The following is a 9,390-nucleotide window of genomic DNA, read 5'->3' on the forward strand; positions in this document are numbered from 1 at the left end:
GGGCGAGGAGCACGGCGGCCACGAGCGGGCGGCGGGCACCCGACGCCGCCCGCCGGCCCCGGTCGGAGGGGGCGCGGTCGGTGCGCGGCGCGACGGCTGCGCGGTCGGGATGGCGCACTGCGGCTGTCACCGTCCTCACGCCGTGAGGTCGAGGAGCGCGCCGTAGACGCCCCACACGGCGAGCACCAGCGGGACCACCGACAGCAGGACGCCCGCCTCCGCCATGTCCAGGCCCCGCAGCGCCCTCGGGTTGGGTGTGCGGCGCCCGGCGAGGAGACCGACCGCGCCGGCGATCAGCGCGACGATCAGCGCCACCGGGAGGATCACCCCGAGCAGGGGCAGGCTCCGCCCCTCGAAGCGGAGCACCAGGAACCCGGCCGCCCCTGCGACCGCCACCAGAGCGGTCACCAGCGGTATCAGCGCCTGAGTCGCGTCCTTGAACAGCCGGGACCGCAGCATCACGAGCACCAGCAGCACCCCGCCGCAGACGGAGGGCCACAGCTCGCCCGAGGCGAAGAGCACCAGGATGCCGCCGCCGACGACCAGGTGGCAGCCGGCGACCATGCCGACCAGCAGCAGCCGTGCCCGCTCGATGCGGGCCCGCAGCGCGGCGTGCTCCAGCTGGCTGGGCAGCTTCTCCAGGTCGTCGGCGTCGCCCGCGACCTGGGGCGCGGGGCTCCGTGCCAGGCGCAGCGCCAGTGCCGGCAGCGCCGTCGTCAGCGCCAGGGCCAGCGGTGCGGCTACCGCGGCCGACCGTTCCGGGGCCACGCCCCAGACGGTGGAGATCAGCGCTCCGACGCACGCCAGCAGACCCGCGACCACCAGCGCCGTGAAGACGCCGTCGCCCCCGCCGACGGCGACGGGTCCGATCCCCCCGACGACGGCCAGCACCGCGCAGGCCAGCAGGAGGTGCGCGGCGCCCGCACCACCATCCACGCCGAGCAGCAGTACCGCACCGGTCATGGCGGGCGGGGCGGCGAGCACGGCGGCGCAGGTGCCGGCGACGGTGTCGCCGAAGCCGCGGGAGAGCAGGACGGCGACGCCCAGCGCCAGCGCTGCGACACCCAGGCCGAGCGCCCCGGGCACCCTCCCGGGGGCAGCGGCCAGCGCACCGCACGCGGCGAGGACGGTGAGCGACGACAGCACGGCGGAGACCACGCGGGTGGCGCGGGTGGTCCAGGTACCGGTGGTCCCGTGCGCCGTGATGACCTCGACCACGTCGTCGTAGAGGGGTTCGGTGGTGTCGTCGTCACCGTGACGCAGGAACAGCAGGTCGCCCTCGACCACCTGTTGGGCGCCGAGTGAGCGTGCCGGTTCCAGACGCGAACCGTCGACCCGGCACAGCACCCAGCCGCCGTGCCGCACGCCGCCGTCGGCTCCGGCTTCCTCACCGGCGTGCTGGAGCAGGGAGGGCATCAGCCGTGCCAGGGGCAGGGTCGCCGGTACTGCGAGATCGGCCCGGCCGGCGCCGCCCGCGACCCCGATGCGCACGAACTCGGCGCCGCCCGCCGCGGCGGTGACGGCGGGGCCTGTCGGCTGCGCCGGTAGGGAGGGGACGTTGCTGGGTGGGGCGGTCATCGGGTGTCCTCGGAGTCGGGTGTGCCGCTCGCGCCGGCCCGGGTCTGCTGCCGGGTCGGCTGCGCCGTGGTGCGGTGCCGCGTGGTCTGCGGTCTGCGGTCTGCGGTCTGCGGTCTGCGGTCTGCGGTGGCGAACGGGTCTGGTGCTGAACGGTGTCGGGGAGGCCGGCTGCCCGCCGTGGACAGCCCGCCAGCGGGGTCAGCCGTCCGCCAGCGGGGACGGCTGGTGGACGAGCTGTGCCGAGCGGTTGCCGAGCTTGCGGTGCATGAGGAGCGCGCGCCCCCTCGCCCGTTTGGCGGGCCGCACACCCCAGATCGGCGTCTCGTCCCGGGGGATGCTCAGCAGCGCGGCGGGGTAGTTCAGCTCCTTCATCCGGCTGAGGACCGGGTCGCTGACGGCTCTGGAGGCGCCACCGGCCTGGCGGGCGATGTAGATGTGCAACCCCATCCCCCGCGCCTGCGGCAGGTACTCGACGAGCGAGCGCAAGGGGTTGCCGGCCGAGGTGGCGACGAGGTCGTAGTCGTCCACCAGCAGGAAGATCTCCGACCCCGCCCACCAGGAGCGGTCCCGCAGCTGCTCGGGGGTCACGTCCGAGCCGGGCAGTCGCTTCTTCAGTCCCTGCGCGATGCCGCCGACGACCTCCGTGGAGCGCTCGTGGGTGGTGGAGTAGCCGAGCAGGTGCGGCCCCTCGAACTCGCGGAGCATCGTCATCCGATGGTCCAGGATGATCAGCTTCGCCTCCTCGGGGGTCCAGCGGTCGACGACCTGGCGCGCGACCGACCGCAGCATCGAGGTCTTGCCGGTCTCGGTGTCCCCGATGAGGAGCATCCCGCTGTCCCCGCCGGGTGCGAAGACGACGGGTTCGAGGCGGTTGCCCTCCAGGCCGACGACGATGCCGTCGCCCTGGTCCTCGGAGGTCACCGAGGAGAGGTCGTACCGGGCGGGCAGCATCCGCACGGCGGGGGCGGGCGCACCGGGCCAGCCGTCGTTCACCCGGCGGACCAGGTCGGCGACGCCGTCGGCCAGTCCGTCCGAGGCGCAGCGACCGTCGGCGCGGGGCACCGCCGTGAGGAAGTGGGCCTTGTCGTGGGTGATGCCGCGACCGGGCCGGCCGGCCGGGATGGTGCGTTGCAGCTTGCGGTCCACCTCGGAGTCGAGCGCGTCACCGAGCTTCAGTTCGACCTTGGTCCCCATGACGTCACGCAGCGCCATCCGCAGGTCCATCCAGCGGTTGCCGGTGACGACGAGGTGGACGCCGTACGTCAGCATCCGGCCGGCGAGTCCCATGAGGTTGGCCTCGATGGTCTCGAAGCTCTGCCGCAGCACCTGCCAGCCGTCGACGACGAGGAAGACGTCGCCGTAGGGGTCGTCGGTGTGTTCGCCCCGGGCACGGGCCGCGCGGTAGGTGGCCATGGAGTCGACGCCCAGTTCCCGGAAGCGTGACTCGCGGTTCTCCATGATCTCCAGGACCTCGGAGACGGTGCGGTGGACGCTCTCGGCGTCGGTGCGGCCGGCGACCCCGCCGACGTGCGGCAGTCCCGCGAGCGGGAACAGCGTGCCGGAGAAGTCCAGGCAGTAGAACTGGACCTCGCGCGGGGTGTGCCGCATCGCCAGCGACGTGATCATCGTCCGTACCGCTGTCGACTTGCCGCTGTGGGGGCCGCCGACGATCGCCGTGTGGCCGCCCGCGCCGGAGAGGTCCAGCTGCATCGGGTCGCGTCGCTGGTGGAACGGACGGTCCACCAGTCCGAGCACGGCGGTGAGGGCGGGCCGGTCCGGGGAGGCGCCGAAGCCCCGACCCTCGCGGACGGCCAGGTCACCGAAGAGCGTGTCGAGCGAGTCCGGAGCCTCCAGCGGAGGCATCCACACCTGGTGGGCCTGTGCGCCCTGACCGACCATCTGCTCCACCATGACGCCCAGGACGGTGGTGCCCAGCTCCTCCCCCTCGCCGAACTCGTCGGCCTCGCGGGTCGGCGCGGCCTCCGGCTCCCGGAGCTCGGCGGGGATCGGCACATGGCGCACGGGGAACGGCCGGACCGCGAGCGCCCCGCCCAGCCCGAGCCCGCCGGACGCCTCCTCGTCCGCCCGGTAGGGGCCGGAGACGTAGGCGGCGCGGAAGCGCTTGAGGGAACCGGTGTCGGTCTTCAGGTAGCCGTGCCCGGGGGCGCTCGGGAGGTGGTGCGCGTCGGGGACGCCGATCGCGGAGCGGCTCTCCTGCTCGGAGAAGGTGCGCAGCCCGATGCGGTAGGAGAGGTGCGCCTCCAGGCCGCGGAGCCTGCCCTCGTCCAGCCGCTGCGAGGCGAGCAGCAGGTGCAGGCCGAGGGAGCGGCCGAGGCGGCCGATCTGGACGAAGAGGTCGGCGAAGTCCGGCTTCTGGGACAACAGTTCGGAGAACTCGTCGACGACGATGAAGAGGCTGGGAAGCGGGGCGAGGTCGGCACCGCGTTGGCGGGCGCGGTCGTAGTCACGGATGGAGACGAGGTTCCCGGCGTCCCGCAGCACCTCCTGGCGGCGGTTCATCTCACCGGAGAGGGCCTCCTTCATGCGGTCGACGAGGGTGAGGTTGTCCTCCAGGTTGGTGATGACCGCCGCCACGTGGGGCAGTTCGGCCATTCCGGCGAAGGTGGCGCCCCCCTTGAAGTCGACCAGGACGAGGTTGAGCTGGTCGGAGGAGTGCGTGGCGGCCATGCCGAGGACGAGGGTGCGCAGCAGCTCGGACTTGCCGGAGCCGGTGGCGCCGACCAGAAGCCCGTGCGGGCCCATGCCGTTCTGTGCGGACTCCTTGATGTCCAGCTCCAGCAATCCGCCGTCGGCGGAGACCCCGATGGGGACGCGGAGGCGGTCCCGCATGGGGCGTGAGCGCCAGAGCGTGTCCAGGTCCAGACGGCCGGGGTCCGGGACGTTGAGCAGCGAGGGCAGCGTGTTGTCCGCGGTGGCCAGGTCCTCCACGTCGCCGCCGGAGGAGGAGACCTCGGGGCGGAAGGGGGCGAGCTGGTCGGCGAGCGCGGCGGCCTCGGGGACGGAGAGCGCGTCAACGGTGCCGAGTTCGTCGCGGGAGTCACCGGCGAGCACGGCGAAGGTGCCGTCCTCGGCGATGTCGAGGTGCACGCCGTGGCCGGCGGTCAGTGCGGGCGCGGTACCTGCGACGTCCAACACGGTGACGCCGTGCAGGCCGCCCGGGTCCAGCACCGCCTCGGTGCCGAGGGCGACACCGTCGTCGAGGACGACCAGCAGGTGCGGCAGTTCGGGGTCGGGTTCGGCGTTGCGGTTGAAGCGGGTGCGGCGGGAGAGCTCGGCGCCCAGCCGCTCCTCCAGCACGGAAAGATGGGAGTGCATCATCCGGACCGGTCCGACGTGGTCGCTCTCCTCGGGGTGGTGCGCGTGCGGCAGCCACTTCGCCCAGGACCACGCGTCGCCCTCGGGGGCGCGGGTGCAGATCACGAGGCGGAGGTTGGTCGGGGAGTGGAAGGTGACGGCGTGGGCGACGACCGCGCGGAAGGCGGCACGGGCGGCGTCGGGGTCGTGCGGCGAGGTGATCGAGACGGCGGCGAACCGGCGGAGCGCCAACTGGACCGGGAGCGCCGGTACGACGGAGTGGGTGTCGATGAACCGCTTCAGAGCGACGGAGGAGAGCGGGTCGAGGTCCTCGGCGGGCGCGGACTCACCGGGAACGAGCGGGGTCGCCAGGTAGCGGGGCCCGCTGCCGACGCGGACGACCCCGAAGTCGGGGTCTGCCGCGCGACGTTCCCACAGGCGGGGGCCCGCCGCGACGCACCACAGCGCGGGTGCCGCGGGTGCGTTCCACTCCAGCGCGGTGCGCTGGAGTCGGGCGGTCTGCCGCACGTCGACGCGGGTCCGCTCCAGGTACCGCAGGAACTGGCGACGCTCCTGGCGGATCTTCGACTTGGCGTTGCCCTTCTGACGGATGACGGTGCCGATGACCATCGCCAGACAGGAGACGAGGAACATCGCACCGATGACGTAACCCATCGGGCCACGGCCCATGGTGAGCATGTACAGCACGGAGCCCAGCCCGGAGACGGCCGGCAGGGCGACCATCCAGACGTTGCCGTCCTCGGGCTCGGGCAACTCCGGCGGCGCCTTGAGGACGAGGTCCTCCTGCGGCACGGAAGGCTGCACCGCCCGCTGCGGCCGACGGAACACGGTGGTGGGGGTCATCGGGCATCGCCCTCAACAGTAAGAAGCGAACGAACCAGCCGGATCGACGCTCGGCGCCACCCGCATCCAGCAACATCAAGTGGACCGCTCGGCTCGCTACGTGAGCAGAATCCAAGCGCCTCGCGACGTTCATGAAAACCCGAGAACAACACAGAGGTCACCACGAGTTTCGGACCTCGTGCACGAGGTGCCTGTCGACTTCATTCCGCGATTCCAGGTGTTCGGGCTTGAGGTCGGAGAACATCTCCTTCTCGTACTGCCAGACACCTTCACCCTTCATCTCTTTCCCTCCGATTTTGACCGCCTCTACCGCGGTACCCAACCGACGGATCTCAGCTTCACTCATCTCGGATAGCGGCTTCAGACGCTCGCCGTCTCCCCGTTCACCATGGACAAAATGTTCGTCGAACAATTCGCCTACGGATTCATCTCCTCTGCCCACCATCTGCCCCATGATCAGATAGTTGATCTCCGCCCTTCCCGATCCGTATTTTTCGTCCATGGCAGCGAGGAGAGTATTCGCAGACTCAGCATCGTCGGGCTTCTCTTCGAAAATGCTGTCCACCCATTCACTGTAGCTGTTCTGGACATTCGATGCACCCACACCAGCCAGCTTCTTGGCCGCAGCCTGCGCCGCCTCTCTGACTTCCTTCTCCACGACCCCCTGCCCTTCACCACCGGACAGACCCAGCGAAATACCCCGCCCAATCGGATGATTCACGACCAGATCAAAGACTGCATCTTTGACGACCTGCTGTCGAGCGTAGGCGAGCGCTGCCGCCTCGACCTCATCCTTGGCGACGTTTCCCGCAGCAACCATGTCGTAACGCGCGAGGTTGCCGAACAACTGCCCCACCTCTTGCTCAAGGTCGCGATAGCCGGCCCAGTCCTGATTGTCGTGCACGTAGTTTGACTGCTCCAGGAAGTAGATCTCGGCAGCCGCTCTCAGGCGGACGGCGTCGGGATCCTCGAGGAATTCTTCGTGCGTCGCCCCCTCATTCATCAGGCCGACGAACTCAAGGAAATCTAGGCCCTCGCCATCACCGCCCCCCAGCAGAAAACCATGCAGGCCGGTACTCGGATCCACGACGATCTCCGACTCCGCGCCCCCGCCACGGGACACCGCGAACACATCGATGTACTGCTCGGCAACACCCAGGATTGCATCATTGATATTCGTCCCCTTCGGAACGAGTTCACGCCAGGTCGACGGGTCGCTACCAATGGTTGTGAAAACGGATTGAGCAATCTCGGCAGCGACCCGCGCACGGCCTGGGTCTTCGTAGTTTCGGTCCGTCGCTACTTCCAACATCGATACCGCGCCGGCATCGCGCTCACCCCACCCGAGCCCCATCAGCTTTTCAAGGTGTTCGGGGGTCGACAAGAACGTCTGCGAAGCGTCAACGTTCCGGGAAACAGCTTCAAGCACCTCGCTACCACCCGGATGAAGACTACGGAACCTCTCCTCGAGGTCTTCATCCAGAGTCACGTAGCCGTCCGGGGTATCGACCGTGATTCCGGTATAGGTGCCAGACGCTTCAACATTTGCCATCATCGCATTGAACTGGGTCTCCACCCGGATCGCGGATTCCGCCATCGCAACGCCGAAGTCATGCCCGGGAGCCAGAGTCGAGTGCTCCATGAGGGAAGAGAATCCAAGGTACTCGGACAGACCCGAGACAACGAACTCACCAGTCTCCGGGTCGTAGCCGACGAGAGATTCGTATCCGTCCGGCTTCTCGGTGCCGACTTCAGCCCCGTACACCAAGTCGTAGATCGACTGCGGGAGGTGCGATGGAACGTCCAATCCGCCGATCTCCGGATTGGCGAGAGCAAGAATACCGTCACCGATGGCGCCCTGCGCGATGCGCAGGTCCCGCTCCGTAGCGCCGTAAGGATTGAGGGACTGCTCCAGATTCCCCAGAGCCGCGAGGTCCTCCGCAGAGAGAGCGTCATAGAAAGCGTGCAGGAAATCACGCTCCGCGGCGGTGAGTTCCGCACCAGGCGTCGTCGCCAGGCGGTTCGCTATGTCACCGATGAACCGTGAGGCATCATGGATTGCGTCGAAGTCCTCCTCCTCGATGGCGATCTTCAAACGTTCTGCCTGATACTCCGCCATTTGCTCGGTGTGGAAGATGGACACCGGAGACCCGGCGCCCGTATAGCCGTACTCCCCGAGATCGGAACTGATCTTGGTGAGAGAGGCGTGGTACTCGTCGAGCGCCTCCTCGATCGCAGTATCGGCGTTCTTCACCGCCGTAGCCCCGCGCTCCAGCCAGTACTCCGCCACAGCATCCACAAGATCGGCGGGCACCGCTCCGTTGAGCGACCGGTACTCCTCACCCCCGTACGAGACCCGCACGATGACCGGAACCTTCTCCAGCTCGACGCCCTCAGGCAGGTCATTCGCAGTCTTCAGGTACTCGGAAAGGATTTCGGCCGCGAAGTTGTCCATCTCCGTCTGGCCCTCGTCGCTCAGCGCAGGAAGGTCCTCGTCCAGCTGCTCGATACGAGCTTCGACAAGGTCGATCGACTCCTCCGCGAGCTCCACCACCGTGCCCAGCTTCTCCGCGACGCCGAAGAGCGCCTCGCCGTCGCCTTGCAACAGGTTCGAGGTCTCCGCGACGTGTGCTTCGATGTCGTGCATCTTCTGCCCGCCGATCTCCGCCGCGTCGGCCGTCTCCTCCGAGGCGGAGACCGCCAACTCCCCGGCGTAGCCGGCCTCGCCACCGGCGTTCGCGAACTCGCGGGAGGTGGCCAGCATCTCGCCGGGATCGATCTCCGTGGTGAAGTCATTCGTGCGCTTCCACGGATCCTTGCCGGCTTCCGCCTTGGCGTTGCTGGGGGTGAAGGTGACGTCGGGCCCCGACACTGTCGCTCCTCGCTGGTGATTCAGTTACTGCCGAAACCGTCGGCAATATGCGGATCCGCGGTAGGACCGTCATGGGGAAGCTGCTGCGTGGACGAGGGACCGGACAGTCCGAGGTGCTGAGCGGCCATCCAGTCGGTCTGCTCACCGATCCTGGCTCCGCTGTGGCTGCGGTCGCCCAAGTGGTCCTGTCGCTCGGACGCCTCACCCAGCCCTCGCTGCTGCTCTGCTCTCAGACCCTCCAGCCGCCCCACGAATCCCGAAGACTCCGTCCCTCCGTAGGAACCGATCGCGGGGTCGACCCGGCGGATCCGGCGGTGGGCCTCCTCTGCGGGCTCCGCGCTGCGGTAGCCGGCCCGCCCTGCGGACTCCAGCCCGCCGATGGTGAACTCAACACTGTCCCGGTCGGACACGAGACCTCCTCCTGTTCGCTGTTCTACTCGCCCAGGACCCCGCCGGACGCGCGGCGGTCGGACTCCCACACGGACCGGCGTTCGGTGAGATCGGTGGGCTTCTGCTCGGTGCGTCGCTCTTCGTTCGGACGCGTCGTGTTCTGTGGGGGTGGCGCGCCCAGCCGGTCCCCGGACGCCCGGCCGGTGGCGCGGCCACTGTCCGTTGCCGGGGGCTGCTTCGTGCCGCGGGCAGCCGACCGGGCCGGTGGCGTGCTCGCCGGGGGCGGCGCGAACCCTCTCGCCCCCGCAGCCAGCGGCGCGCCGCCCCGGTGGCCCAGCGGGCTCCGTTGGCCGACTGACCCGGACCTGCCG

General features: G+C 69.4%; 4 protein-coding genes. All 4 read right to left on the bottom strand.

Annotated elements, in window-relative coordinates; all coding sequences use genetic code 11:
- Nucleotides 1–135: 135 nt before the first annotated feature.
- Nucleotides 136–1,578: a type VII secretion integral membrane protein EccD gene (gene eccD / locus HCJ92_RS19120; protein ID WP_167934848.1), complete on the bottom strand. Its 1,443-nt coding sequence runs from the start codon at nt 1,576–1,578 to the stop codon at nt 136–138.
- A 198-nt stretch (nt 1,579–1,776) separates the two neighbouring features.
- Nucleotides 1,777–5,757 (bottom strand): type VII secretion protein EccCa, encoded by a 3,981-nt coding sequence (eccCa, locus tag HCJ92_RS19125; protein WP_167934849.1) that lies wholly within the window; start codon nt 5,755–5,757, stop codon nt 1,777–1,779.
- Nucleotides 5,758–5,914: 157 nt separating this feature from the next.
- Nucleotides 5,915–8,629 (bottom strand): putative alpha/beta hydrolase, encoded by a 2,715-nt coding sequence (locus HCJ92_RS19130; protein WP_167934850.1) that lies wholly within the window; start codon nt 8,627–8,629, stop codon nt 5,915–5,917.
- A 20-nt stretch (nt 8,630–8,649) separates the two neighbouring features.
- Nucleotides 8,650–9,039 (bottom strand): hypothetical protein, encoded by a 390-nt coding sequence (locus tag HCJ92_RS19135; protein WP_167934851.1) that lies wholly within the window; start codon nt 9,037–9,039, stop codon nt 8,650–8,652.
- Nucleotides 9,040–9,390 lie beyond the last annotated feature (351 nt).

The organism is Streptomyces spiramenti, from assembly GCF_012034385.1.
GTDB lineage: Bacteria > Actinomycetota > Actinomycetes > Streptomycetales > Streptomycetaceae > Streptomyces > Streptomyces spiramenti.

Excerpts from the sequence above, each read along its gene's own strand:
- eccD (WP_167934848.1), bottom strand. The coding sequence starts at position 1,578 with ATGACCGCCCCACCCAGCAACGTCCCCTCCCTACCGGCGCAGCCGACA.
- eccCa (WP_167934849.1), bottom strand. The coding sequence starts at position 5,757 with ATGACCCCCACCACCGTGTTCCGTCGGCCGCAGCGGGCGGTGCAGCCT.